The following is a 26,347-nucleotide window of genomic DNA, read 5'->3' as shown; positions in this document are numbered from 1 at the left end:
CACCGTATCTTTACAGCTGAACATTCCTACTCCTACAGAATTGTAATGCAAGATGCTTGAAACCATTGCCAAGGGTTTTCTCATTGGGTTCATGGTCTCATCACCCATGGGACCGATCAACATGTTGACCATCCAGCGGACACTCGCCAGGGGACGTCGTCACGGATTCCTAACCGGTATGGGGGCCATGCTGTCGGACATCACCTATGCACTGCTCACAATGACAGCCATGGGATTTGTCTCCCGCTTTCTGGAGCGTTACGAGCCCTGGCTTCAGCCTTTTGGTGGACTGGTGCTGATTTTCTTCGGCTGGTTTGTCTTTCGCAGCAATCCCCTGAAAGGATGGAACCCGGCAATTGCCTCCGGTGAGAATCGCCTGCTCCGGGATTTCATCTCCTCCTTCCTGCTTACTTTCTCCAACGCAGCCATTATCCTGGTCTTTATGGGGCTCTACACCCGCTTTTCCTTCAATCCTGTCGCCGGGGGGACCATGTCACTCGTTGCCGGGATCAGTGCATTTGTACTGGCCGCTTTCAGCTGGTGGTTCTTTCTTACGCTCTTTATAGCCCGTCTGCGTAAGCGATTCAACCGGAGAGGGCTGGTCCTGCTCAACCGCACGGTGGGCAGCCTCTTCATGGTGATCGGTGTGGGGGGCATCCTGATGACCCTCTTTCCGGGGCTTTTTTAACCCTGTTTGCCTATTTCAATCACCTCCAGGTCGCGGATATCCCCCTCATCCAACAGGAAGCGGAGCAGCGTTCGCACCCGGTGGAAGCCATACTTGCCAGCTGCACCAGGGTTCATGTGGAGGCAATCCAGGTTCTTGTCGTAGAGTACCTTCAGGATGTGTGAATGGCCGGCGATAAAGAGCTTGGGGGGATGGGTCTGGAGCTGGGCACGGATGGAGGGATCGTAGCGTCCCGGGTAGCCGCCGATATGGGTCATCAGCACCTCCACCTTCTCCAGGGTGAAGCGCAACGTCTGTGGGTAGGCGATGCGGGTCTTGTAGTCATCGATGTTGCCGTAGACGGCACGGAAAGGCTTCATCTCTTCAAAGCGGCTGGCCAGCTCCAGCGAACCGATGTCACCCGCGTGCCAGATCTCGTCGCACGTTTCGAAATAGGTCTCGAACTTGTCGTCCCAGTAGCCGTGGGTGTCGGAGAGCAACCCGATTTTCTTCATCCCTTCCGTTTCGTTGCGCCTTCAATTACAAAAATCAACACAAAACCAACGACCAGGAAAAAGATGGCTCCCCATAGCAAGGATTCATTTCCCGTGAGGTTTTCATATGTGCCGGGCAAAATATTCCTCTCAGCCAGCGGTCTCACTTCTCCATGTCGGTCGATAAACGATTCGGTGACCTCCTTCCAGGGCCAGATCTTGTTGAGGGAGCCGACCATGAATCCGGACAGCAGTGCGATGGTGAGGGTGTGAAATTTCTTCAGCAGCCAGGAGAGGATGTTGGAAAAGCCGATGATCCCGATAGCCGCACCGGCAACAAAAACGAGTAACACCGGAATATTCAGATCTCCTACGGCACCCAGGATGAACTGGTACATGCCGAGCAACACCAGGATGAAACTGCCGGATATACCGGGCAGGATCATGGCACAGATCGCTATCACACCCGAAAAGAAGATGTAGATCCAGCTGGTGTTGGCCTCAGTGGGTGAGATCACCGTGATAAAATAGGCGATCACAATCCCTGCAATGCCCGCAATCACTGCACCGGCATTCCAGGTTTTGATGGTTCGTGCCACATAAATGGCAGATGCAACGATGAGACCAAAAAAGAAGGACCATACCAGGATGGGATAGTGATGCAGCAAAAAGGTCAGCCCTTTGGCCAGTGAAAAGATGCTGATGGCGATACCCAGCAAAACGCTCAGCAGGAAATTACCGTTGATGGCTTTCCAGAAGGCGGCAGGTTTCCCTGAGAAGAGAAGTTTCAAGGCTGTCAGGTTGATCGACTTGATGGAAAAGATGAGTTCCTCATAGATCCCGGTGATCAGGGCAATCGTCCCGCCCGAGACACCCGGAACCACATCGGCTGCTCCCATTGCCATCCCTTTCAGTGTCAGGAGCAGGTAATCACGTATGTTTTTTTTCATTCTACCGACTGTTTTTTTTCTAAGAATGCACAAACTTACAACTTTTGTTCTTTTGTTTGAACCATTTCGGCAAAAATGGCGATGAATTGGTAATTTTCAGGCAAAAGATGTTTTATTCGAACAAACTTCCTATTTTTGAGGTTTAATCTTACCAGCACAGACAGACACAATGGAATATAACAATTACGCCTATTTCAAACGCGATATCAGCTGGCTCTCTTTCAATTACCGGGTACTCCTGGAGGCGAAGGATGAGCGGCTGCCCATCTACGAGAGGATCAAGTTCCTCTCCATCTACTCGTCAAACCTGGAGGAGTTCTACAAAATCCGCGTGTCGGGCTATCACAGCTCCCTTCTTGAGAGCATCAAGCGTGATGAGTCGGTGGAGGAAGCGCTTCAGACCATCATAGAGATCAACCGCGAGGTGACGGCTCATGAGAAGGAGTATTACGCCATCTTCAACGAGATGATTCTCCCTGAGCTCCGGCGCAACGGCATCATCCTCTACCAGACCGATGCTGTGGAGCCTTTCCACCGGGCTTTCGTGGAGAAGTACTTCAACGAGGAAGTGTTCCCCTACCTGCAGCCGATGATTATCCTGAAGGATGACATCCACTCTTTCATTCAGGATGGTCGCATTTATCAGGTGGTGAGTCTGCTCAAAAAAAAGAAGAAGGGTTCCAACCGCCCTTCCTACACCTACGCCATCATGAAGATTCCCTTCACCAAGGTGCCGCGGTTCGTGGAGCTCCCCTCATTTGGCGGGAACCACTACATCATCTTTATTGACGACCTGATCAAGGCGAACATGTCGAGCGTCTTCCCCGGCTATCAGATCGTAGATTGCTATAGCATCAAGATTTCTCGCGATGCCGATTTCTCTCTCGAAAACGAAGATCAGAAAGATATTGCCGAGCGGATCCTGCGCAAGGTGCGCAAACGGAAGATAGGTGCCGTGACCCGTTTTCAGTACGACAAGGATATGCCGGACTACTTCCTGAAGCACCTCTGCGAGGCCTACGAGATTGAGGAGGAGGAGTTGCTCCCCTCGGGACGATACCTCAACCTGGCAGACCTCATGAAGCTGCCCAACCCGGTTGGTGATAGCCTCCGTCAACCTTTGCCGCATCCCCTGCGGGTTCCGGAGTTGGAGGCCAACAACTCAATCCTGCGGGTGCTGCGTCGCCAGGATCTGCTGCTCCACTTCCCCTACCAGTCGTTCGACTATCTGTTGCGCTTCCTCATGCAGGCTGCGTTCGATCCGAAGGTGCTCGAGATCAAGGTGACCCAATATCGTGTGGCGGAGAACTCTGCCGTGATCAACAGCCTGATCAGTGCTGCCAAGAATGGCAAGAAGGTGACCGTCTTCGTGGAGCTGAAAGCCCGCTTCGATGAGGAGAACAACTACTTCTCCTCCGAACTGATGCAACAGGCGGGGGTGAAGATCATCTACAGCCTGCCGGGACTGAAGGTGCATGCCAAGCTGGCCTACGTGCGCAAGAGAAGCAACGACCCGGATGATCCGATAAAGGGGTATGCCTACCTGGGTACCGGCAACTTCAACGAAAAAACCGCCCGCATCTATTCCGACAAGGGGTTGCTCACCTCCAACAAGGAGATCATCCGCGACATCGACGAGGTGTTCCGCGTGTTGGAGGGGAAACCATACATGCACGACTTCAAACATCTGCTGGTGACTCAGTTCAACATGCTGCCCGCCATTCACGGGATGATTGAGCAGGAGATCACGCAGGTGAAACAGGGTGGCGAAGGATATATCATCCTGAAGATGAACAGCCTGGAGGACAAGGGGATGATCAATGCGCTCTATCGTGCAAGCGAGGCGGGCGTGAAGATTGATCTGATCATCCGTGGCATCTGCTGCCTGGTACCCAACCAGCCCTACAGCAAAAATATCAGGGTGACACGCATCGTTGATGCCTACCTGGAGCATGCGCGTGTCTGGTACTTCCTGAACGGAGGCAAGGAGACAATCTACCTCACTTCAGCCGATTGGATGACTCGCAACCTGCACCGCCGAATAGAGGTGGCCTTCCCGGTCTATGCCGAGCCGCTAAAGCGCCAGATCATCGATATTTTGAAGATCCAGCTGGAGGACAACCAGAGCGCCGTTTGGGTAGATGAACAACTGAACAATGTCTTTAAAAGTGAGTTGGCTTCACCCGATGCCCCTCCTGTACGCGCGCAGCATGCGATTTATGAGTATCTGAAGAGATCTACCGGATAGTAGATACAATGTTTCCAATAAGCCAGCTCTTAATCTGAACTTTATATTCTTTTTATATCACTCGTAACTGGCTCTAATCTCGTTCTAATCTATTAGAACCATATTAGAACCATATTAGAACGAGATTAGAACGAGATACGAACGATATTAGTGCCATATTAGAGCCATATACGACCCAGTTGAACACTATCTATCACCTTCGATTTATCAGACAAGTAAACTCATTCGATAAATCTCAAGGGATGTTTTAAAATAAATATTGAATGGCATCATAAAGCCATAATCCGGAAAGGAGCCCTGCTCCGTATGTGAACCATGTGGAGGCGGAGTATTTGCCTTTCTTATGTAAACTTTTTGATACTTTGACGCACGTATACGTAATTGTTACAGCCAAGAGTATTTTAGCCACCCCGAAAATAATATTACTTACATCGTATATCCCGGTCGTCGAAAGCACGGTAAATAAAATAAATATTCCAGCAGCGACAACAAACGTCCAGCTTATTCTGAGTTGTTCTTTTAAATTCATATTATGTTAGTTGTTTTTGTTTAAGTTCTTTTGAATTATATTATTCTTTACACCTATTCCAAAATCAAATATCAAATCAATTTTTTCACAAAGGCAGGCGGCCATGCCAGAATAGAAAACATATTATGCCGTCTTGCCTTAGGTAGGCAGGAGTTCCCCCGGAGTCCGAAGATCCCAAATGCAGTCCTGCCATGAGGGGGTAATTGTTGGATTCATAAGGAATTTAGGTTGTGTAAATAGAACTTTGTCAGGTTTTAATTTTATAGTTAATTTGGCACCTTTTTTCTAATGGGTAATGCTAAGACCTGAGTTTTTGTTGGTCAAAAACAGTTAGGTGTCGACCCCCTAATCGAACCCCTTTGTTCTTTGTCACCTTGCGAATCTGACGATGATATCCCTCCACCGTGTTGGTAGTGTAGATCAGTCGCCGGTTGGCGTCAGTATACTGGAAATAGGCCGATAATTTATGCCAGTTGTCCCGCCAGGATTGAAGTTCAGGCAGCACCCTGTCGGTAATGGCACTGATGGTATCGGCTGAAACCCGGTTACCCAGGTTCTCCTCCATCCATCTGGACATCCATCTCACCCTCCAGTGCAGTATTTAGAAGGTTCTACAGTAACGGGGCAAATGCACCGTCTTTTCCTAAAAGAGGCTTGCTGGCTTTTAACTGCTCCAGCGCCTTGGCTTGAAAGGACTTGTAATCAAAATCTTCCATAATGTAAACTGTTGTGTAAAAGTAAAAAAAATGTTCTATTCTTTGACACAGTTTAATTTACAGTCTCGAAATTTTTGCTTTATATACGCGTTGAAATCGGCTCCCGCTTCTTTTAGACCCATCTTTTGGCGGATACCGGTACGTGCCATGTTTACTGTATGTACACTTTAGTCAATGAGAAGGGCTATTTCCTTGCTTGATAATCCGGCATAAGACAACAGGCAAACTTTGTATTCGGTCTCTGTGAATTGAGAATAGGTAGACCGTGTAAAAACCGAACATATTCATCATAAGCGTAAACAAATTCGGACTTTCAATTCAGTGATAGTAAGATATAAGCACTACTGCCGCAAGCAACAGCATTACAGTATCCCTGATTATGGATCTATTTGTTTTGTCTTGTTGATTCATTTTTTGTAAGGGTACCGAGTTCTGTGAGATTATTTTACCACCATACTTGTTTTCCTTTCTCGTATGTAAAAACACGTTCCTCCTTACCTTTCGTCAGATTTCGTAAAAGATAAAGCGTATTCGTAGGAACGTTTTCATATTTCAATTTATATGTTTCACTCGATCCCAATTGTTTACCCAACGATACCCATTTATTATTCCAATAGAACAACTCATACAGTTCGCCATCTCGAATGCAATTGTCATCATTTCCCGGCAGAAATACAATTTTCTCTATTTTTTTAGGGCTGTCAAACTCCAATCCCACCCACACCTCAGGAAATCCGTACTTCCTGAAAGAGGTAAGCGGATTGCCATCAAAGGCCATCTCTTTAGAGATATCAACTAAATCTTGTTCCGTCCCAATCATATTCCCCGATAGCTTTTCGCTGGCACCCGCCTCAAACACTTCCAACTCTGAAATGGTGCCAATGGAATTCTCCGGAGCAAGGTACCTGAAATAGTTAAAAGAATCCTCGCAATGTATCTCTACAATTTGATAGCTCGATTCCGGTACATCTTCAATCACATACAGGTCCACCGCATCAGAAAAATCACTCCTGTTTGCTCCCTGAAACCTGCCTCCAACCATTTCCTTGCAATGCCCCTCAACCAAACCGGTTTGATATTTCCTGCTCAGCACCATATCCTGTTTATTCTGTAAGTCAACTTTTAAGTGCTTGATGTTTCCGATACTGTCAATCATGACCGGTGGGGCCGCGGGTATAAATTCTTCGTGATCATAGTAACCCGGCAGGCATACAATATTCCTGTTGAGATTCTCAAACAGTGACATTCCCTTTTTACTGGGTGCCCAGGATACGGGAATCCAGTTACTATTGTCAAAAACGGCCAGATAGGAAAACTTATTTCTTCCCGGAGCCTTGAAGTCAAACTTAATGGGCACATCAACGCATGAATAATAATCCATTGTCACATCTTTCATGCATGGAGATGCCAGAGTTTGAGGAATTGCTTCACGGCCTCTAATCATTGCAAGACTTTTCTTTTGTTTGGCAAAGGTCTGACGGTATATCTTGGGTGGGATTCTATCCGGAATAAACTCTATATGTTCGCCAAGCTCACAGTAATCGCCTATGCCAAAACTTAGAGGTTTTCCCTCACGGGTGATGAAAGCATTCCATTCGTGACCCATGCTGCGGGTTGCCCACTGTGGTGTGAAGTCGATTGCAACCGGAACACCTAAATATCTGGCAGCCAACAATCCTTGTAGGGTATATTGTCTACAGTTACCTATTCTCATTATGGAGAGGGTATGGGCGTTATAATCGGGTAGTTTGCTTACAGTGGTGGAGAGATTGCTATAGGGATATGATTTGATCGCGTTACTCAAGTCAATGGCACTGATTGAATCCTTTTCTTTTGTCAACCGTTCATAGAGCGAAGGAATGAAATTAGTCCCAAATTCCTGCCTCCAATCATTCAATGATTCTTTTCCGGCACGATATGGAAGGATATACTCACAGAAATCCTCAAAGGTCAAATGACGTGAGTAAGGATTTTGCCATCTGGAAAAAGCCGCATCGATACTCCGGATGAGAAAATCAGCACGCATGGTTCGCAGATCAGAAACGAACTCCAAGTCAGCAGTTAATCTGTTAGCATATTTATCATATAAAACCTCCAAACCCTGTTCGAGGTTCTTGGGCTGGTTTTCCGTCCTGAAAAGAGAGTCCAATTCCATCTGAAAGATATCCCAAGTCCTACTTTTGTATGAAAAATGAACATCCATGTTGCAGATAAGGAACTTTGCGGCTTTGAGTTTTAGCGAGTCGCTTTTTTCTTGAGAATAATATTCCAGAACCTTTTCAAGCTCCGATCTGTTTGGCCCTGCCAGCTCTAAGGCAGCAGCTAGTCTGCTGCTATAAGTATCCTTCACACAGGAAGTTAAAATGCATATAATGAATATCAACAACAAAAGTTTATCAAAACACTTTTTATATGATATGATATTCGTGAATAAAAATTGATGCTGTCTATTTTTCGCACTCATTTTACAAATATTATGATGTTATTTGTCGTCAGCAATGTCGCTATCATGACTTTGAAATTAGATTGAATGATTATCCGCAATGAGTCCTATTATATGTTTTCGTTCTGAAATCCATTGATACGTTACGGCTGCTAAAACCAGCCTATCGAATTGCTTCTCACCGAAGAATCTTCGGTTGAATTGATAGCAGAACTCATTTAGATAATATTGTAAATATTCCGGTTTTAATTTATGATGTACGTCCAACAATAAACGTTTTGCATTACCAATTGCCACATGCACCCAAGGCAAGACCGTTTCAAGCTCTTCCGGTTTTATCACCTTTGATGTGTGGGATTCCACGTGATGCTTCAAGTCTCCATAAGATGTGTAATCATCGGTTAGTAAATCCGACCTCTCATCAATTCGCTCTTTGACAATCGGTGTAATTGTGTCGGCTTTTAAATCGCTTATGACTTTCATTTTCAGATAACCTACCCGTTTGGGTTTTTGTCCCTTCCCCGGGTTATCCTGAAAACTACTTTCTCACATTACCAGTACTTTTGTTTTATTTTGACTGCCACACCCGCGCTTCAAAGGTTTCTTCTTTTGATCATCGGGAATCTCAGTTGTAAAAAAAGCATCATCAAGTTCTATCTGTCCTGAAAGTGAGTATTCATCATCACGCTTGCCCATTACGTCTCGTAACTTATAGACCATCTCCCAAATAGGTTGATAACGTTTATGCCCTAATTGCCGGCGAATTTCTTCTGTAGGAAATGACTCCTTAACGTGAGTCCGGGATAAAATTTTATCCCCAAATGGTTAATTGACTTGACTTTTCTACTTCAAGTTTGATTTAAGGCATTTTGGGAAAGAAACAATATGCCATCAATGCAGCATTTATGTTCATGATGAAATTATGTGTGGAACGATGCCTTGAATGTTCTACCTGACAGATATTCTTCAGCTCATCATTGATGGACTCAATTACGGATCTTTTGCGTAAGAGAATCTTGTCGCGGAATGACATCAGGGAATTTTTCATATTTTAGCGTATACCGGTCACTAAATGAACTCCCTGGTCAAAAAGCGTCTCGAAGAGTTTAGTCCTGATGTAACCCTTGTCAGCACAAAGTTTGCCGAAAAGATCTTTGGTAAGGACATTGATTACATCAGGGATCCTATCGTCTACATTACCTTTTGTGAGAGAAAAATTCAGCAATTCACCCTTTTCGTTACAGACTATATGAAGCTTGAAGCCAAAAAACCAGCCCATCGTACTTTTCCCTCTTTGGACCAGGTCCCTGAATACTTTATTGGAGTGTATAAGCTTGTTATGACATATTTTAATCGGAGTGCTATCCACATATGTAATGCCTGTGCATTCACCAAATCCAAACAGTTTGGTGAAATGTACAATCACCCGGGGGTGCAACTCAACAAAACGGTTGTAGGAAACAGCAGTTGGAAAATAACTCTTCATGTGCTGACAAATATATAACAGGTAATAATTCTTTAAATTATGAAAGGTTCCGCAGTGGAAACAGATCATCACAGCAATGATCACGTTATGAGATATTTCCTTTTTCCTTTTTCTCCTTTTAGTACTACCAGCTTGAAGTTAATGATTCTGAATTTCATTCACATATTCTTCACAAAAATCATCGGCAACACAAAATATTTCTATAACTTTGTCTGTTGTGATCATAGGGCTTATTTTTGTTATATATTTGATTAACAGTTATAAATATACAAATAATCTCCCTGTATCACAACTTTTTTATACTGTTTTTATCCCGAACTCACGTTTATAAGAAAACAAGATAGAAAACGATTAATAGTCCCGAAGAGATTATTAGCGACATTTCTTTGTTTAATTCGTTTTTTCTTAACAATAATTGTGCTGAAATTAATAATAGCGGGAATATGAGCCCAAAAATGCCAATATCAAACTCTTTTTTAAGTGGATTACCAACATACACATATACATATATCGTAGATAATACAATTGCTAGTACCCACAAGACAACTCTTGTCCTCTTCAACTTTTCCATATCAATGGTATATGAATTGATGCGATGTGTATGACATTCCGGTTGGGGAGTATATCGTCGTTTCAATATATTCAGCACCGTTTTGGCTTCCTTGCAAATAGTTATTTTCCATATTAGCCCAATGCAATCCTTCAAGATAAAATCTACCCCCAATGAGTACACTTGCCGCAGTGCCACCAACTATTCCTGAAAGACCACCTGCGATACCAGCACCAGTTCCACCCCAGAAACTTGCATCTGAAGCAGCTGATTGCATCCCATTCATTAATGCTATTGTTTCAGAATGAGATAATTTAACAGACCTCATATAATAGCCGGGACCACTCTGGCTCTCTACCTCAGCCCCAGACCTTAACCTAATTTGAGTGTTTCGAACTGGATTATCCATATTAATCCCAAGAAGCAAATACTCGAATAGATTTTCAGAAATATTTAAACTCATTCTCACATCTCGCTTATTACCCAAAATAAAAGCAATATCATTTTTTTCTGATAAATATTTATCAATTCGCATGAACGCTTCAGTTATTATCTTGAGTTCATGTTCAGTAAAAGCTTTGGTGTTATTATAAACATTGATATCCAAATATCCCGAATATTCTAAATTTTCATTTAATAACAACGTATCATCTTCCATTTGACAACTTTGCACCATAAGGCCGAAGGTAATAATACTTAGCAATATAACTCCTAAACTAAAAGTCCCGTTTTTCAAAAACTGTTTCATGTTAAATCATTTTAATTTGTATAACTTTTTTTTATTCTTTACTCCTATTCCAAAATCAATTATCAAATCAATTTTTCTCAAAGGCAGGCGGCTTGCTGGAATAGAAACATATATTATACCGCCTTGCTTCAGGTAGGCAGGAGTGCCCTTGGAATCCGGGGATCCAAAAGGCAATCCTGCCATGAGGAAATAGTTGTCGGTTTCATATCGGATTCAATTAATTGTGGTGAATCATTCAAACTGTCCAGTTCATTCAATAAGTTTCGCATTTTACTTTTAATACTGCTTATGACCAGAGAAGGGATCTTTACTTGCTTGTCCAGTATCTTTTCGGCCAATACTCGTGCGTCCTCTTTTCGCCCGGTTTCCAGGTAAAGTTCGGTTAACCGGTATAACGGCATAAATTTAACAGGACACATAGCCGCCGCTTTTTCCAGATAGTTTTCTGTGTCGCTGTATTGCTTTAATTGCAGGCAATTATCCGCCATCAGCATTTGCAGGTCATAATCAGCCCAAAGACTATCGCATTCACACGCGATTTGCTGGCTTTCTTTGTAATGCCCCACTACATTCAACTCCGCAGCATAATTATAAAGGAAAAGGTCTTTGCGGTACAAATGTGCATAAAGCGATTTATACCGGGGTAACATCTGCGCTGTTTCACCCCTTAACGATTTATGGGCTATCTTATACCATTCGCGTTCATAAATAGCCTGGTAAGTGGTCGCGCTAAGTAATCCTAATGAAAACATCAGGACTATCCCTTTAGTAAAATAACCAATTCTTGAGGTGATACTTTTTTGAGGATTGGAAGCTAATGTGGATGCAAGGAGAAACATTACCATGATCCGGATAAACGGATAGTTGAGCGGATAGGAAAAAAACGCACAGATACCTATAGAGAAAAGACTTAAACGGATATAAAACAACTCCGGAGAATCCGTTTTTCGGGAAATCCATAACGGGATAGCGACCAATAATAACATCAGGCATAATCCTGCCATACCGTAATTTATCGTCCATTTTAAAAATTCGTTGAACGGATGGCGTACATTGTCGGCAAGATTCACGTACTTGCTGTCGGGATATCTTGTAAAATATGTTGCTTGTTCGTTCATGTAATTAGCTGTGAAACCATTCCCTCCATATCCGGATATCGGCTTGCGGGATATAAGTTTTGTCGAACATTGCCAGATGAACAATCTTCCGCTGGCTGAATCTTTTTTAGCAACAAACAGTCCGACAAGCAATAAAAGACAACTTACGGTTATAGCAGTATAATGCAGAGAAAGCAGTTTTATATTTCGCTCCCTCAATAACCGGATAAAAAAGAAGATGAGAATGATAACAGCTGCCAAGACAGCTGCCCGTGCCCGTGATAATATGATGACGGTAACAATCAGGCATACGACAATAATTGCGATTACGCGCTGTTTTCTTTGCAGGCACCCGTATAATGCAAAAGGTAACAGAAGTGCGAGCGAAGCCGATATGCCGGCGGGATTATCGAATGGTCCGGTCACTGCGAACGAACCATGGTATGATGGCATCAGTCCAGAAAATTGGGCCAATCCCCATAAGGAAAGTACCAGTGCTAAAAATGTGAAAAGGACAAATATCACCCCTTTATCCTTCAAATGCGAACAGATTGCATAGAACAGAAAGAAACCAGAGATAAGCGTAATAATAGTTATTGTGTTTTCAATATTGCCCTGATTTTGCCATAAATGATAAATTGCCCATGCTGTCATTAAAAGGATATATCCTTTAGGGGGAAGAGGGATCCGTCTTTTTGCCGAGAAAACATATACTGCTATACCTATACCTATTCCGACCTGCATCCACAATGCCGGGGCGGTTGTAAACCTGTTTACGAAAATAGCAGGAATAAAGAAAAGCGCTCCTGCAAAAAGAGTTAACAGGTAGAAAGAGGGGATATGTTTTACAATATGTTTCACTAGGGCTGTTTTTATGTCCAAATTAAAAGCAAGTTGAAAGGAAGATCTGTGCTTTCCATTGTTTGGGTACTACAAAACATTGATTGAGTATTTGCATATCCATACATGGGAATAGGAATAAATAGGATTCCTGCAATCATAAATAAAAAAAAGTGTTGTTTCATTGGTGAAGATTGATTTGTTGAATAGAATTATTGTGACAAACGTACAAAAGAAAAATTAACCGGTCAATAGGTGAAAAGTCAGGTATAAGTGGTTTAACATTTTGATTCAGGTAAACGGCACACATTGTGCGTGTTAAAAAATGAGGATATAAGTGCGATGGGGAATATTTAAGAATTGGGCTGTTTTAGGAGATACTGTTTTCGGAGAATCTCTTCTTTAAATGTGTGTTGAAATCGGCTCCCGCTTCTTTTAGACCCATTTTTTGACGGATACGGCTACGTGTCATGTTCACCGTATGTACACTTTGGTCAATTAGAAGGGCTATTTCCTTACTTGGTAATCCGGTATAGGACAACAGGCAAACTTTGAATTCGGTCTCTGTGAATTGAGGATAGGTAGACCGTGTAAATGATGAAAGTCCGGGGTGCATTTCATCGATTGTATCCACTAACTTATTCCATTGTGAGGGATGATTCTTACCATATACAATTTCGTCAAAGCGCGCAATGGCATTTTTTGTATCCATCTGATCAAATTGTTGCAGTTCAGCTTTTAACAAGGATGATTTATACAACACATTAAATTTCCAAAGTAAACTTTCTCTTTGCTGTACCTCTTTTTCATTGGTTGCATTCTGCCGTTTCAGCAGGTCTTTTGCTGTCTTACTCAGTGTTTGCACCGTATTTTGTATACTTATTAGCCTGTTTTTTTGAATGACAATACGTCGGAGAAGGAAGAGTGCAATGAGGCTGACCAGCAAAAAGAATGAGATAAAGATGATGATAAGACGTTGCCGGTGCATCAACTGAAGATTGTATCTGTTCTGTTGTTTATTGTAGTCGTATTTCTGTTGTACCTCATAGACCGACTGTTGAAGTCTTTCCTGGGTTATTTTTTCCACGAGCTGTACATATTTTTGTTGGTAATTGAATGCCAGATTATAATTGTGATTCTTCTTGGCTTGTGTGGATAGAAAAAAGTAGGCAGCGGCTTTTAAAGGGAGCTTATCGTTTGTCTCAATTTTTTGTGCCAATATATCTGAATAATAACTACAAGAGTCGGTTTGCCCAATTCCAGCATATGCTTCAGCAAAATTCAGATAATAGCGGAGAGCTTTTGTGCTGTCTTTGTTGAGCATATAGGATTGGCGTAAGTATTTGATCGCTTCATTTGGTTGCGCTGTTTCAGCATAAAAAACACTTAGATTCTGTGCGAGTAAACTTTTCAACGCATCGTTTTCCGTGGTAAGAGCCAGCTCAAAACCTTTGTGCATGTCAGCAAAGGCACTCTCCTGTTGCCCCGAAAGTAGAAACATCCTGCCCGTTGCACTCAAACATCGGGTCTGCTTCTCTATTGCATTCACCGGAGATAGAGCATAGAAGCTCTCTGCCTTTTGATAGTTGATCAGTGCCTGATCGTACAACCCTTGTTCTGCCAGCAAGTCGCCCATATTGTACTGCACCAGTCCCTGCAGATCTACGTCGGATGTCTTCACTGCATATGTTTCAGCATCTTTATAAAGCTCCATTGCCTGCTCCTTATTCCCTTGTTCACGATAGACACAGCCGCTGTAAAAACAGGCCAAAGTGCTTTTCACCGGATCATTGGAGTGTTTTGTAAAATAATCCCCGGCCTTGAATATGAGGGTATCTTCATCTACCGCCAGGTAGTTTTTATACCGGACCTGCACACGTGTCACCCAATAGCGCATGTAATCCCTTTTGTTAAAACTCTTCTCCGGATAAAAAATCGAGTCGATCAATTGCAGAGCACTGTCGGGACAGCTATCTGCCAGCTGTTCGGCCGCTTTCAATAACGTGACAGCTTCAGGTTGCGGGTTGGAGCAAGAGGCCAGTGCCAGCCAAATGATGATGATCCACACCGGGAGGTGAGAATTGCGCGCAGCTTTCATTCGATTGATATATGGCGCTAAATTAGTTGAAAATGCGGATTTGTCAAAAAATATGCCGAAGCATCATCTGGTGGAATATCAAAAGAAATCGCCGTTCCACATCTTTGAAAGGAATTGTGTGGCAGGATAGATATCCACATTGTTTGTCCGTCGTGGATATTTATCCAATGAAACGATGATGAGCCGGGCGTCGGGAAATTCTTCTGAGAATGCTTTTAATCCTTTCGTATGATGTGATTGTACTTCGGTGGAAGATTTAACTTCAATGGCAAAATCGGCATTGCCAATGATGGCATCTACTTCGTAACCCGATGTGGTACGCCAATACGATAAATTCAATAACGGCTTGAAATACCCGATGTAGGCAATGATTTCCTGTAAGATAAAGTGTTCGAAAGCGTGCCCAAATTCCGGTGACCCCGGATTTAGCGTAGTTCTTTGGAGCAGGAAATTGGCGATACCCACATCAAAATAATAAAACCTGGGTGACTGGATCACCCTGCGTTTTACTTTTTGGGTAAATGCCGGAATCATGTATCCGATGAGTGTCTCTTCAAGAATGGAGAAATATTCCTTCACAGTCGGAGCACTGATGCCACATTCCGTGGCAATGTTGTTGTAATTTACAATCTCACCGTTACTAAGAGCAGCCACTTCCATAAACCGTGAAAAAGTGTTGAGGTTGCGGGTAAGCGCTTCGGCTTTGATTTCTTGTTGGAGGTAATCGCCCACGTAAGCCTGAAGTCGTTTGCCTGCATCTTCCACAAGATAATGTCGTGGCAGCATACCGTTGTTGCAAGCTTTTAATAGGTCAAAATCAGGAATCTCAGTGCTCACTAATGGATAGAGATGCTTTCGGATGGCCCTGCCACCAAGCAGGTTGACGTCGCTTCTCCGCAGCTTGCGTGCACTGGAGCCGCTCAGGATGAAACGAAGGTTGCGATTGCTCATGAGCCAATGCACTTCGTCGAGTAATGCAGGAATTTTCTGAATTTCGTCAATAATAATCAACTCGTTTATGGGAAGTAAACTGAGTTCTTCGCGTAAAAGCGCCGGACGACGGTTGTATCGCTCGAATTCATCCGATTTCAACAAGTCTATATAGTGCTTGTCGGGAAATTGCATTTTCAGCAACGTGCTTTTACCGGTTTGCCGTGCACCCCAAAGGAAAATGCTGTCTCTTTCAGCATCCTGAAGAGTTATTTTTCGTGATAACATAAAGATTCATTTTTCGTGAATATTAGCACTTAACCTTACAAATATACACATTTCTCATGAATATCTAAAGTTGCACTTTGTTTTCTCATGAATATCTAAAGTGTAACTTTGATTGAACATGCAAAACGAACGTGCAGGTTTATGGATGCATGAAACGAGCATAGCACAACAAAAAACCCGTGCCGGCAATCCAACACGGGTTTTTAAGAAAAAGTTATTTCAAAGCTATTATTCTTCCACAGCGGCTTCCTGGAACAGGTTGGTGCGCTTGCTGGCGTTGAGCTTCTCGAAATCCTCGCGTGAACCGACGATCAACTTCTCGAACTCGCGCTGACCCGTTCCGGCAGGGATAAGGTGACCTACGATCACATTCTCCTTGAGCCCTTCCAGTGTGTCGGTCTTGCCGTTGATGGCAGCGTCGTTCAGCACCTTGGTGGTCTCCTGGAATGAGGCGGCCGACATGAAGCTGGTGGTCTGCAGCGCGGCACGGGTGATACCCTGCAGCACCTGGTTGGCGGTGGCAGGTATGGCATCGCGTGCCTCCACCGGTTTCAGGTCGCGTCGTTTCAGCGAGCTGTTCTCGTCACGCAGCTTACGCACGGTGACAATCTGGCCCGGCTCGAAGATCTGTGAATCGCCGGCATCGACGATCACCTTCTTGCCCCAGATGCGGTCGTTCTCTTCCATCATCTCATGTTTGTCGACCAGCTGCTGCTCGAGGAAGCGGGTATCTCCCGGATCCACCACTTCCACCTTGCGCATCATCTGACGGACGATCACCTCAAAGTGCTTGTCGTTGATCTTTACACCCTGCAGACGATATACATCCTGCACTTCGTTCACGATGTACTCCTGCACGGCAGTCGGCCCCATGATCGCAAGAATGTCGGCCGGTGTAGTGGCGCCGTCGGAAAGAGGCATGCCGGCACGGATATAGTCGTTCTCCTGTACCAGGATCTGTTTCGAGAGCGGTACCATGTACTTCTTCGTTTCTCCCGTTTTGGAGGTAACGCTGATCTCCTGGTTGCCTCGTTTGATCTTGCCAAACGAAACCTCACCATCGATCTCTGAAACCACTGCCGGGTTTGAAGGGTTACGTGCTTCGAAGAGCTCTGTGACACGGGGCAGACCACCGGTGATGTCACCCGCCTTGCCTACGGCACGGGGGATCTTCACCAGCACATCACCTGCCTTGATCTCGTCGTTCTCGTTCTTCACGATGTGCGAACCGAGGGGTAGGGTATAGGTGCGTAGAATATCGTCGTTCTCGTTCACGATATGCGCGGAAGGAGCACGTGTCTTGTCGCGTGATTCGATGATCACCTTCTCCTTCAGACCGGTCTGTTCATCCGATTCAACCTTGTAGGTCATGTTCTCGGTGAAGTTTTCGAAGCGGATCTTACCGGTTGCCTCTGAGACGATCACTGCGTTGAAGGGGTCCCACTCACAGATCAGATCGCCTTTCGCAACTTTTGAGCCGTCACCGAAGTAAAGCTTCGAACCGTAGGGGATGTTGTGTGAGAGCAACACGATTTTGGTGTTGGGATCAATGATGCGCATCTCCACCAGTCGGCTTACCACTACCTTGTAGCTCTTGCCTTCTGAGTCGGTGCTCTCCACGAAGCGAAGTTCATCGAATTCCAGGATACCGTCGTACTTTGTTTTGATGCTGTTTTCAGCAGCGATGTTGGAAGCTGTACCACCCATGTGGAAGGTACGAAGTGTAAGCTGTGTACCCGGCTCTCCAATTGATTGAGCCGCGATCACACCTACTGCTTCACCACGCTGCACCATCCTGCCAGTGGCCAGGTTGCGACCGTAGCACTTGGCACAAACGCCCTGGTGCGACTCACAGGTGAGTACTGAACGGATCTCTACCCGTTCGATGGGTGACTCGTCTATCTTCTTCGCAATATCTTCGGTGATCTCATCACCGGCGTTGACCAACACCTCACCGCTGTTGGGGTGTTGTACGTCGTGCACCGAAACGCGACCCAGGATGCGCTCGTAGAGTGAGGCGATCACTTCATCGTTGTTCTTGATGGCGGTGGCTGCCAGGCCGCGGAGCGTGCCACAGTCCTCCTCGTTGATGATCACATCCTGCGATACATCGACCAGACGACGGGTGAGATACCCGGCATCGGCAGTCTTGAGGGCGGTGTCGGCGAGACCCTTACGGGCACCGTGGGTGGAGATGAAGTACTCGAGTACCGAGAGTCCCTCCTTGAAGTTGGCAAGAATCGGGTTCTCGATGATCTGAGCCCCTTCGGCACCGCTCTTCTGCGGTTTGGCCATCAGACCACGCATACCGGAGAGCTGACGAATCTGCTCGCGCGATCCGCGGGCGCCCGAGTCGAGCATCATGTATACCGAGTTGAATCCCTGGTCATCTTCTGCAAGCTGCTTCATCAGGATGTTGGAGAGCTTGGAGTTGATGTGTGTCCAGGTGTCAATGATCTGGTTGTAACGTTCGTTGTAGGTGATGAAACCCATGTTGTAATTCTCCATGATCTGTTCCACCTCGGCATATCCGTCCTGGATCAGTTTCTCTTTCTCCTCGGGGATGATCACATCTTCCAGGTTGAAGGAGAGACCTCCCTTGAAGGCCATGGTGTAACCCAGGTCCTTGATGTCGTCGAGGTATTGTGCCGTACGTGCCACACCGCAGGTCTTGATCACCTTGCCGATGATGTCGCGCAGCGACTTCTTGGAGAGCAGCTCATTGATGTAACCCACCTCTTTAGGAATGGCTTCATTGGCCATGACACGGCCCACTGTGGTCTCATGCATCTTGCTGATGGGATCACCATTTTCGTCAATGTCATCGACGATCACCTTGATCAGTGCGTGCAGTGCCACCTTCTTCTCGTTATAGGCGATGAGTGCCTCCTCTTCACCGTAGAAGGTCATCCCTTCCCCTTTCGCTCCCGGGCGAATCTTGGTGATGTAATAGAGTCCGAGTACCATGTCCTGTGAAGGCACGGTAATTGGGGCGCCGTTGGCGGGGTTGAGGATGTTGTGCGATGCGAGCATCAACAGCTGTGCTTCCAGAATTGCTTCATTGCCCAGTGGAAGGTGGACAGCCATCTGGTCTCCATCGAAGTCAGCATTGAAAGCCGTACAGGCAAGAGGGTGCAGTTGGATGGCCTTTCCTTCAATCAGCTTGGGCTGGAACGATTGGATTCCGAGGCGGTGAAGGGTAGGGGCACGGTTGAGCATCACCGGATGTCCCTTCATCACATGTTCGAGGATGTCATAGACCACAGGTTCCTTGCGATCGACGATCTTCTTGGCCGATTTCACCGTCTTGACGATGCCTCGTTCAATCAGCTTGCGGATGATAAATGGTTTATAGAGTTCGGCTGCCATATCCTTGGGCAGACCACATTCGTGCATTTTGAGTTCCGGACCCACCACGATTACCGAGCGGGCGGAGTAGTCGACACGCTTACCGAGCAGGTTCTGACGGAAACGGCCCTGTTTTCCCTTAAGACTGTCGGAGAGTGACTTGAGCGGACGGTTCGACTCGGTTTTGATGGCACTCGACTTGCGGGAGTTGTCGAACAGTGAGTCGACGGACTCCTGGAGCATACGCTTCTCGTTGCGCAGGATCACGTCGGGAGCCTTGATGTCGATCAGTCGTTTGAGTCGGTTGTTGCGGATGATCACCCTGCGGTAGAGGTCGTTCAGGTCGGAGGTGGCAAAGCGGCCTCCGTCGAGAGGTACCAGCGGACGCAGATCGGGTGGGATCACGGGGATCACCTTCATGATCATCCATTCCGGCTTGTTGATGTTCTTTGAACCGCGGAAGGCTTCCACCACCTGCAGTTGTTTCAGCGCTTCGTTCTTGCGCTGTTGAGAGGTGTCGGTGTTGGCGCGGTGACGCAGCTGGTTGGCCAGCTTGTCGAGGTTGAGCCGCTCCAGCAGGTCGAGGATTGCCTCGGCACCCATCTTGGCGATGAACTTGTTGGGGTCGCTATCCTCCAGCATCTGGTTCTCACGGGGGAGGGTCTCCAGCAGGTCGAGGTACTCCTCTTCTGTGAGGAGATCCCTCTCACTCACTTTATCCTCAAGTGCACCCGCCTGGATCACCACGTAGCGCTCATAATAGATGATGGAGTCGAGTTTCTTGGTGGGGATGCCCAGCAGATAACCGATTTTGTTGGGCAGTGAGCGGAAGTACCAGATGTGTGCCACCGGCACCACCAGGTGGATGTGGCCGGTACGTTCGCGGCGCACCTTCTTCTCAGTCACCTCCACACCGCAACGGTCGCAGACGATGCCCTTGTAGCGAATACGTTTGTACTTGCCGCAATGACATTCGTAGTCCTTCACCGGTCCGAAGATTCGTTCACAGAACAGACCGTCGCGCTCAGGCTTGTAGGTTCGGTAGTTGATGGTCTCGGGTTTGAGTACCTCCCCGAAAGAGTTTTCCAGAATTTGTTCCGGCGAAGCCAGCCCAATCGTGATTTTTGAAAAGCTACTCTTTATCTTGTTGTCTTTTCTAAATGCCATATGTTTTGTATATATAAAGAGTTATCGGAATGTTATTTGTATCTCCTGATCATCCCGTTGCAGGAACAGCCTGAAGCAGCTCCCCCGGGGATGAACGGGAGTGATTTAATCCAGGCTGATGTTCAGACCCAGACCCTTCAGCTCGTGCAGTAACACGTTGAGTGACTCGGGGATACCTGCCGAAGGCATTGCCTCCCCCTTCACGATTGCTTCGTAAGCCTTGGAGCGTCCTACCACGTCGTCCGATTTCACCGTCAGGATCTCCTGGAGGATGTGTGAGGCACCGAATGCTTCCAGGGCCCATACTTCCATCTCTCCGAAACGCTGACCACCGAACTGAGCTTTACCTCCCAGCGGCTGCTGTGTGATAAGCGAGTAGGGACCAATGGAACGGGCATGCATCTTGTCTTCCACCATGTGGCCGAGCTTCAGCATGTAGATGATTCCAACCGTAGCGGGCTGATCAAAACGTTCGCCGGTACCTCCGTCGTAAAGGTAGGATTTACCATAAGCGGGTACGTTTGCTTTCTCAGTCCATTGGTTCAGGTCGTCGAGTGAAGCCCCGTCGAAGATGGGAGTGGCGAACTTAACGCCCATATTCTTGCCGGCCCATCCGAGCACGGTTTCGAAGATCTGTCCCAGGTTCATACGGGAGGGTACCCCCAGCGGGTTGAGCACGATGTCAACGGGGGTCCCGTCGGCAAGGAAGGGCATGTCTTCCTGGCGCACGATGCGCGAGACGATACCTTTGTTACCGTGACGTCCGGCCATCTTGTCACCCACCTGGATCTTCCGTTTCTTGGCTACGTAGACCTTGGCGATCTGCATGATGCCGGAAGGCAGCTCATCGCCGATGGTGAAGTCGAACCGCTTCCGTTTCAGTTCTGCATCAAGCTCTTTGAAGCGACGCAGGTAGTTGATCACCGTGGCGCGGATCAGTTCATTCTTATGAGCGTCAGCGGTCCACTTGTTGAGCTGTACCGATTGGAAATCGATTTCGTTGAAAACTTTGTGGGTAAACTTGGCACCCTTGGGAACTACATCCATATTGGTGTAGTCCTTCACTCCAGCGGAGCTCTTCCCTTCGGTGAGTGTCAGCAGCTTTTCAATTAAAACCTTTTTGAGATCATCCATCTTCTGCTCATACTCCTCGTCGAGCTTGGGCAGCAGTGCTTTGCTGGAGAGACGGGTCTTTCCTTTCTTGGAAGCCTTTGAGAAGAGGTTGGTACTGATCACCACACCCTTCAGTGAGGGGGATGCCTTCAGTGATGCATCCTTCACATCGCCGGCCTTGTCTCCGAAGATGGCACGTAGCAATTTCTCCTCTGGTGAGGGGTCCGATTCTCCCTTGGGAGTGATCTTACCGATCATGATGTCGCCCGGCTTGATGCGTGCACCCACACGTACGATTCCTCTTTCATCGAGGTCCTTGGTGGCCTCTTCGCTCACGTTGGGGATGTCGGAAGTGAGTTCTTCCAGTCCGCGCTTGGTTTCGCGTACCTCGAGTGAGAACTCCTCCACATGTACAGAGGTGAAGACGTCGTCGCTCACCATCCGTTCGTTGAGCACAATTGCATCTTCAAAGTTATAGCCCTTCCAGGGCATGAATGCCACTTTCAGGTTTTTACCGATGGCCAGCTCACCTTTCTCGGTAGCATATCCTTCGGTTAGGATATCTCCCTTCTTTACCTTCTGGCCTACACGACAGATGGGTCGCAGGTCGATGGTGGTATTCTGGTTCGTTTTGCGGAACTTCGGGATGGTGTAAACCTTTACTGCATCATCGAAGCTGGTGAACTCTTCCTCCTCACTACGATCATATTTGATCTTGATGGTGGTGGCATCTACATAGGTAATTTCACCGTTGCCATCCGCCATTATTTGGGTGCGTGAGTCGTGAATCACCTGATTTTCAATGCCCGTTCCTACGATGGGAGCTTCGGTACGCAACAACGGCACAGCCTGGCGCATCATGTTCGATCCCATCAATGCACGGTTGGCATCGTCATGTTCCAGGAAGGGAATGAGCGAGGCAGCAATAGAGGCAATTTGCATGGGCGATACGTCCATCAGCTCCACATCCTCAGGAGCAATCACCGGATAGTCGGCATCCTGCCGTGCTTTCACACGGGGATTGATGAACTTACCCTTGTCGTCGAGAGGGGCGTTGCCCTGTGCGATTAACCTGTCTTCTTCCTCTTCGGCAGCCAGGTAGATCACCTCCTCATTCTTGGTATTCACCTTGCCGTTCTCTACCTTACGGTAGGGTGTCTCGATGAAACCAAGGTCGTTGATCTTGGCATATACACAGAGTGAGGAGATCAGTCCGATGTTTGGACCTTCCGGAGTCTCGATGGGACAGAGTCGCCCGTAGTGAGTGAAGTGTACGTCACGCACCTCGAAGCCGGCACGTTCACGGGAGAGGCCGCCCGGGCCAAGTGCCGAGAGACGTCGCTTGTGGGTGATCTCCGCCAGGGGGTTTGTCTGGTCCATGAACTGCGAGAGCGCATTGGTGCCGAAGAAGGTGTTGATCACCGAGGAGATGGTCTTCGCGTTAATCAGGTCGATTGGTGTGAACACCTCGTTGTCACGAACGTTCATCCTTTCGCGGATGATGCGTGCCATGCGGTTCAGGCCCACACCAAACTGGGTGTATAGTTGTTCTCCAACGGTGCGCACACGACGGTTGCTGAGGTGGTCGATGTCGTCGACTACCGCCTTGGAGTTGATCAGTTCGATCAGGTATTTGATGATCTCGATGATGTCTTCCTTGGTGAGTACACGGGTGTCGACATCGATGTCGAGATTCAGTTTCTTGTTGATACGGTAGCGACCCACATCACCCAGGTCGTAACGTTTCTCTGAGAAGAAGAGGTTGTTGATCACCTCGCGAGCGCTTGAGTCGTCGGCCGGCTCGGCACTGCGCAGCTGACGGTAGATGTGCCGGATGGCATCGATCTCCGAGTTGCTGGGGTCCTTCTGCAGGGTGTTGTAGATGATAGAATAGTCCGAAGTGTTGGCTGATTCCTTGTGTAGGAGAATGGAGGAAACACCCGATGCGAGGATCTCATCCATGTGCTCCGGTTCGAGAACCGTTTCACGTTCAATCACCACTTCATTGCGTTCGATGGAGGTCACCTCTCCGGTATCTTCGTCTACGAAGTCCTCCATCCATGATTTCAGAACACGAGCGGCAAGCTTGCGTCCTGATACTTTTTTCAGGTTTGTCTTGTTCACCTTCACCTCTTCTGCCAGGTCGAAGATCTCAAGGATATCCTTGTCACTCTCGAAACCAATGGCACGCAGCAGTGTGGTGACAGGTAATTTCTTTTTGCGGTCGATGTAAGCATACATCACGCTGTTGATGTCGGTTGCAAACTCAATCCATGACCCCTTGAACGGGATAATACGAGCGGAGTAGAGAACGGTGCCGTTGGCATGCATGCTCTGTCCGAAGAAAACGCCGGGTGAACGGTGCAGCTGTGATACGATGACCCGTTCTGCGCCGTTGATGACGAAGGTGCCCTTGTCGGTCATGTAAGGGATGGTACCCAAGTACACATCCTGGATTACCGGGGTGAAGTCTTCATGGTCGGGGTCGGTGCAGTAGAGGTAAAGCTTTGCCTTCAGCGGAACGCTGTAGGTAAGTCCCCTGTCTGTGCATTCGTCGATGGTGTAACGCGGAGGATCTACGTAGTAATCTAAAAACTCAAGGACGAAGTTGTTACGGGTATCCGCAATTGGAAAGTTCTCAGTGAAAACCTTATACAATCCTTCGTTTTTTCTGCTTTCGGGGGGTGCATCGAGTTGGAGGAAATCTTGAAATGATTTCAGCTGTACTTCCAGGAAATCGGGGAAGTCGAGCGGATTCTTAATCGACGCAAAATTGATTCTTGGGTTGGCGTTATTTGAAGACATGGAAATGAGTTTTTGAACCTAATATATATTGACACAAAAGGTTAAGAATCTTCCGGAAGAAGATTCCTAACCATATTAACCTAATTTAGGATAATGTTATTTAAGCTCAACTTCTGCTCCAGCCTCTTCAAGTTGTTTTTTCAAAGCATCTGCTTCGTCTTTTGTTACACCTTGTTTCAATTCGCTGGGAGCTCCGTCCACGAGGTCCTTGGCTTCTTTCAGGCCGAGACCGGTAAGTTCTTTCACTGCCTTTACTACGGCGAGCTTGGCGGAACCTGCACTCTTCAGGATCACGTCGAAAGAGGTTTTTTCTTCAGCGGCGGCTTCAGCGGCGGCGGGACCTGCAGCAACAGCTACAGCGGCAGCAGCCGGTTCAATGCCATATTCCGTTTTCAGGATTTCAGCCAGTTCGTTTACCTCTTTAACGGTCAAGTTTACTAATTCTTCAGCAAATTTTTTTAAGTCTGCCATTGTTGTATTGGTTTAAATTGATTACTAATTCTGTTTGTTGATGTTGATTTTTTTTAAGAAGGTAATCTCCTTCATGCTGCCTGCAGCATAACTCATTAAGAAAAAGCACCTTTGTTATCAGGCTTCTTCCTTTTCCGACAATGTTTTGAGTACTCCGTGGAGCAGCGTGCCACCCGACTGGAGTGCGGAGATTACATTCTTTGCAGGTGACTGCAACAGTGCAATTACATCGCCGATAAGCTCTGTCTTGCTCTTGATGTTGACCAGGTCCTTCAGGGCTCCGGCACCCACAAAGAAGCTTTCCTGTACGTAAGCTCCCTTGAATGCGGGCACTTTGTCGGCCTTGTACTTGTCAATCAGCTTGGCAGGTGCATTCGCTGCGTTGGAGAACATGATGGCTGTATTCCCCTTCAAAATGGGATAGAGCTCTTCATAGTTCCCTTCGAGCGATTCAAAAGCTTTCTGCAGCAAGGTATTCTTCACCACCATCAGCTTGATATCCTCTTTGGAACATTCTCTTCTCAACTTACTGGTTTTTGCCGCATTGAGTGTGGCAATATCAGTAAGGTAGAAGTTTTCATACTCCTGGAGATTGGCTGCGATTTGTGCGATTATTAGTTGTTTATCTTCCTTTTTCATAGATTTCTGCTTAGTTCATTAGATTTCTTCTGCCGATTTGGGGTCCACTTTGATACCTGGACTCATCGTACTGGAAAGATAAATACTCTTCACATAGGTTCCTTTTGCCGCAGTCGGTTTCAGTTTGATCAACGTTTGAATAAATTCTTTCGCGTTGTCTCGAATCTGTTCCGGCGTAAAAGATACTTTTCCAATCGAGGTGTGAATGATACCGGCTTTGTCTACTTTAAAGTCGATTTTCCCCTGTTTTACCTCCTGTACGGCCTTGGCCACATCGGGGGTAACAGTACCGCTCTTTGGGTTTGGCATCAGTCCGCGGGGACCTAAAACACGGCCCAGCGCTCCGATCTTACCCATTATTTGCGGCTGTGTGATGATCACATCCACATCGGTCCAACCTCCTTTAATCTTGTCGATATATTCATCGAGTCCCACATGGTCTGCGCCCGCTGCTTTCGCATCGGCCTCAGCCTCTGGAGAACACAATACAAGAACTCTTACTTGTTTACCTGTTCCGTGTGGCAAAGAGACAACGCCCCTTACCATCTGGTTAGCTTTGCGCGGATCTACGCCGAGGCGTACATCGATATCTACCGAGGCATCAAATTTGGTGGTGGTTAATTCCTTCACCAATGCAGATGCTTCTTTCAGTGTATAGGTCTTGCCCACTTCAATCTTGCTCAAAGCCAACTTTTGATTTTTTGTCAGTTTACTCATGTC

Annotated in this window: 15 protein-coding genes and 3 pseudogenes; 2 read left to right on the top strand and 16 right to left on the bottom strand. The window is 46.7% G+C overall.

The window, feature by feature from the left end; genetic code table 11:
• The first annotated feature begins 52 nt into the window (after nucleotides 1–52).
• Nucleotides 53–688 (top strand): LysE family translocator, encoded by a 636-nt coding sequence (locus JS578_05400; GenBank protein ID QRX64668.1) that lies wholly within the window; start codon nucleotides 53–55, stop codon nucleotides 686–688.
• On the opposite strand, the gene JS578_05395 is transcribed toward JS578_05400, so the two are convergent.
• The gene (locus JS578_05395) at nucleotides 685–1,182 is read right to left on the bottom strand and encodes a metallophosphoesterase family protein (GenBank protein QRX64667.1); all 498 of its coding nucleotides are present in this window, start codon (nucleotides 1,180–1,182) and stop codon (nucleotides 685–687) included. The genes JS578_05400 and JS578_05395 overlap by 4 nt on opposite strands.
• Nucleotides 1,179–2,111 (bottom strand): DUF368 domain-containing protein, encoded by a 933-nt coding sequence (locus tag JS578_05390; protein ID QRX64666.1) that lies wholly within the window; start codon nucleotides 2,109–2,111, stop codon nucleotides 1,179–1,181. The genes JS578_05395 and JS578_05390 overlap by 4 nt, the downstream gene beginning before the upstream one ends.
• Before the next feature lie 169 nt (nucleotides 2,112–2,280).
• Here JS578_05390 and ppk1 point away from each other — a divergent pair, with 169 nt between their 5' ends.
• Nucleotides 2,281–4,359, top strand: a complete 2,079-nt coding sequence (gene ppk1 / locus JS578_05385; protein QRX64665.1) for a polyphosphate kinase 1 — start codon at nucleotides 2,281–2,283, stop codon at nucleotides 4,357–4,359.
• A 247-nt stretch (nucleotides 4,360–4,606) separates the two neighbouring features.
• On the opposite strand, the gene JS578_05380 is transcribed toward ppk1, so the two are convergent.
• The 14 genes and pseudogenes from JS578_05380 to JS578_05315 all read right to left on the bottom strand — a co-directional run bounded on the left by JS578_05380 (nucleotide 4,607) and on the right by JS578_05315 (nucleotide 26,344).
• Nucleotides 4,607–4,888, bottom strand: coding sequence for a hypothetical protein (locus JS578_05380; protein QRX64664.1), 282 nt, complete (start codon nucleotides 4,886–4,888; stop codon nucleotides 4,607–4,609).
• A 298-nt stretch (nucleotides 4,889–5,186) separates the two neighbouring features.
• Nucleotides 5,187–5,607 (bottom strand): annotated as a pseudogene (locus JS578_05375) (hypothetical protein).
• Between the two features lie 442 nt (nucleotides 5,608–6,049).
• Entirely contained in the window at nucleotides 6,050–8,068 is a 2,019-nt protein-coding gene (locus JS578_05370) for a hypothetical protein (protein ID QRX64663.1), read from the bottom strand.
• Nucleotides 8,069–8,138: 70 nt separating this feature from the next.
• Nucleotides 8,139–8,836: pseudogene (locus JS578_05365) on the bottom strand (IS1595 family transposase).
• A gap of 70 nt (nucleotides 8,837–8,906) precedes the next feature.
• Nucleotides 8,907–9,758, bottom strand: a pseudogene (locus tag JS578_05360) (IS982 family transposase).
• A gap of 347 nt (nucleotides 9,759–10,105) precedes the next feature.
• Entirely contained in the window at nucleotides 10,106–10,831 is a 726-nt protein-coding gene (locus JS578_05355; GenBank protein ID QRX64662.1) for a hypothetical protein, read from the bottom strand.
• 128 nt (nucleotides 10,832–10,959) lie between these two features.
• The gene (locus JS578_05350; protein QRX64661.1) at nucleotides 10,960–12,789 is read right to left on the bottom strand and encodes an O-antigen ligase family protein; all 1,830 of its coding nucleotides are present in this window, start codon (nucleotides 12,787–12,789) and stop codon (nucleotides 10,960–10,962) included.
• Between the two features lie 349 nt (nucleotides 12,790–13,138).
• Nucleotides 13,139–14,866 (bottom strand): helix-turn-helix transcriptional regulator, encoded by a 1,728-nt coding sequence (locus JS578_05345; GenBank protein QRX64660.1) that lies wholly within the window; start codon nucleotides 14,864–14,866, stop codon nucleotides 13,139–13,141.
• Nucleotides 14,867–14,944: 78 nt separating this feature from the next.
• Complete coding sequence (locus JS578_05340; GenBank protein QRX64659.1) at nucleotides 14,945–16,084, bottom strand: ATP-binding protein; 1,140 nt, start codon at nucleotides 16,082–16,084, stop codon at nucleotides 14,945–14,947.
• A 228-nt stretch (nucleotides 16,085–16,312) separates the two neighbouring features.
• Nucleotides 16,313–20,599, bottom strand: coding sequence for a DNA-directed RNA polymerase subunit beta' (rpoC, locus tag JS578_05335; GenBank protein QRX64658.1), 4,287 nt, complete (start codon nucleotides 20,597–20,599; stop codon nucleotides 16,313–16,315).
• Between the two features lie 105 nt (nucleotides 20,600–20,704).
• Nucleotides 20,705–24,517, bottom strand: a complete 3,813-nt coding sequence (rpoB, locus tag JS578_05330; GenBank protein QRX64657.1) for a DNA-directed RNA polymerase subunit beta — start codon at nucleotides 24,515–24,517, stop codon at nucleotides 20,705–20,707.
• A gap of 96 nt (nucleotides 24,518–24,613) precedes the next feature.
• A complete protein-coding gene (gene rplL, locus JS578_05325) occupies nucleotides 24,614–24,988 on the bottom strand; it encodes a 50S ribosomal protein L7/L12 (protein ID QRX64656.1) in 375 nt (124 codons plus the stop codon).
• A gap of 117 nt (nucleotides 24,989–25,105) precedes the next feature.
• Nucleotides 25,106–25,627 carry a 50S ribosomal protein L10 gene (locus JS578_05320; protein QRX64655.1) on the bottom strand — a complete coding sequence of 174 codons (522 nt, stop codon included), beginning with the start codon at nucleotides 25,625–25,627 and terminating at the stop codon, nucleotides 25,106–25,108.
• Nucleotides 25,628–25,645: 18 nt separating this feature from the next.
• Nucleotides 25,646–26,344: a 50S ribosomal protein L1 gene (locus tag JS578_05315; protein QRX64654.1), complete on the bottom strand. Its 699-nt coding sequence runs from the start codon at nucleotides 26,342–26,344 to the stop codon at nucleotides 25,646–25,648.
• Nucleotides 26,345–26,347 lie beyond the last annotated feature (3 nt).

The organism is Dysgonomonadaceae bacterium zrk40, from assembly GCA_016916535.1.
In the GTDB taxonomy this organism is placed as follows: Bacteria; Bacteroidota; Bacteroidia; order Bacteroidales; family Dysgonomonadaceae; genus Proteiniphilum.
Note: the sequence above shows the minus strand (reverse complement) of the source record. Positions and strands in the feature narration are given on the sequence as shown.

Bases quoted from the DNA above. Each gene is read 5' to 3' on its own strand.
- JS578_05400 (QRX64668.1), top strand. From the start codon at position 53: ATGCTTGAAACCATTGCCAAGGGTTTTCTCATTGGGTTCATGGTCTCA.
- JS578_05395 (QRX64667.1), bottom strand. From the start codon at position 1,182: ATGAAGAAAATCGGGTTGCTCTCCGACACCCACGGCTACTGGGACGAC.
- JS578_05390 (QRX64666.1), bottom strand. From the start codon at position 2,111: ATGAAAAAAAACATACGTGATTACCTGCTCCTGACACTGAAAGGGATG.
- ppk1 (QRX64665.1), top strand. From the start codon at position 2,281: ATGGAATATAACAATTACGCCTATTTCAAACGCGATATCAGCTGGCTC.
- JS578_05380 (QRX64664.1), bottom strand. From the start codon at position 4,888: ATGAATTTAAAAGAACAACTCAGAATAAGCTGGACGTTTGTTGTCGCT.
- JS578_05370 (QRX64663.1), bottom strand. From the start codon at position 8,068: ATGAGTGCGAAAAATAGACAGCATCAATTTTTATTCACGAATATCATA.
- JS578_05355 (QRX64662.1), bottom strand. From the start codon at position 10,831: ATGAAACAGTTTTTGAAAAACGGGACTTTTAGTTTAGGAGTTATATTG.
- JS578_05345 (QRX64660.1), bottom strand. From the start codon at position 14,866: ATGAAAGCTGCGCGCAATTCTCACCTCCCGGTGTGGATCATCATCATT.
- JS578_05340 (QRX64659.1), bottom strand. From the start codon at position 16,084: ATGTTATCACGAAAAATAACTCTTCAGGATGCTGAAAGAGACAGCATT.
- rpoC (QRX64658.1), bottom strand. From the start codon at position 20,599: ATGGCATTTAGAAAAGACAACAAGATAAAGAGTAGCTTTTCAAAAATC.
- rpoB (QRX64657.1), bottom strand. From the start codon at position 24,517: ATGTCTTCAAATAACGCCAACCCAAGAATCAATTTTGCGTCGATTAAG.
- rplL (QRX64656.1), bottom strand. From the start codon at position 24,988: ATGGCAGACTTAAAAAAATTTGCTGAAGAATTAGTAAACTTGACCGTT.
- JS578_05320 (QRX64655.1), bottom strand. From the start codon at position 25,627: ATGAAAAAGGAAGATAAACAACTAATAATCGCACAAATCGCAGCCAAT.
- JS578_05315 (QRX64654.1), bottom strand. From the start codon at position 26,344: ATGAGTAAACTGACAAAAAATCAAAAGTTGGCTTTGAGCAAGATTGAA.